General features: G+C 30.1%; 1 protein-coding gene. It reads left to right on the top strand.

Going from position 1 to position 521, the window contains the following annotated elements:
* Positions 1 to 48: 48 nt before the first annotated feature.
* Positions 49 to 521 (top strand): hypothetical protein (locus CAMP5063_RS08400; protein WP_337195169.1); only part of this gene is annotated, 473 nt, incomplete at its 3' end.

Genomic DNA, 521 nt, shown 5'->3' with positions numbered 1-521 from the left:
GGTATTAGTGATCCTAGTGTTAAAGATATTGCTATTAAGTTCAGTTATATGAAATCAGCTATTGCTAAAACTGAAATAACTGCAGATAAAATTAATCTTTATCAAAGAGAATTGAATTTAGAACTTGATAAAGAAACACTTTATACTCAAGAAGGAGAAGTAGTACATGCTGTATTAAAAGGTGGAAAAACAGGTTCTAAAGTAGAATGGAGTTTAAGTGGAGACGCTACTTTAAATGATCATGATACAACATTTAATGCTAGTGGTGAAGCTAAGGCAGTTATCACTTCTAAAGCTCCGTTTGAGAATGATATTTTGTTAAAAGTTAATGCTTTAGGTGGTTCTTTTGTGAAAAGCATTAAGTATAAAACAAAAATTTATACTCCTGAAGTAGAGTATCCTTCTTATAAGGATCCTAGTTGGTGGTTTCATGTAGAGAAAAAAACTATAGATTATGACTCAGATTATGTATTAAAAATAAGCGGTTTATTACCAAATTCCACTATTGATAAAATCAGTGG

This window comes from Campylobacter sp. RM5063 (assembly GCF_024723655.1).
Classification (GTDB): domain Bacteria; phylum Campylobacterota; class Campylobacteria; order Campylobacterales; family Campylobacteraceae; genus Campylobacter_D; species Campylobacter_D lari_D.
The sequence above is the reverse complement of the archived record's forward strand: the minus strand, read 5'-3'. Positions and strand labels throughout refer to the sequence as shown.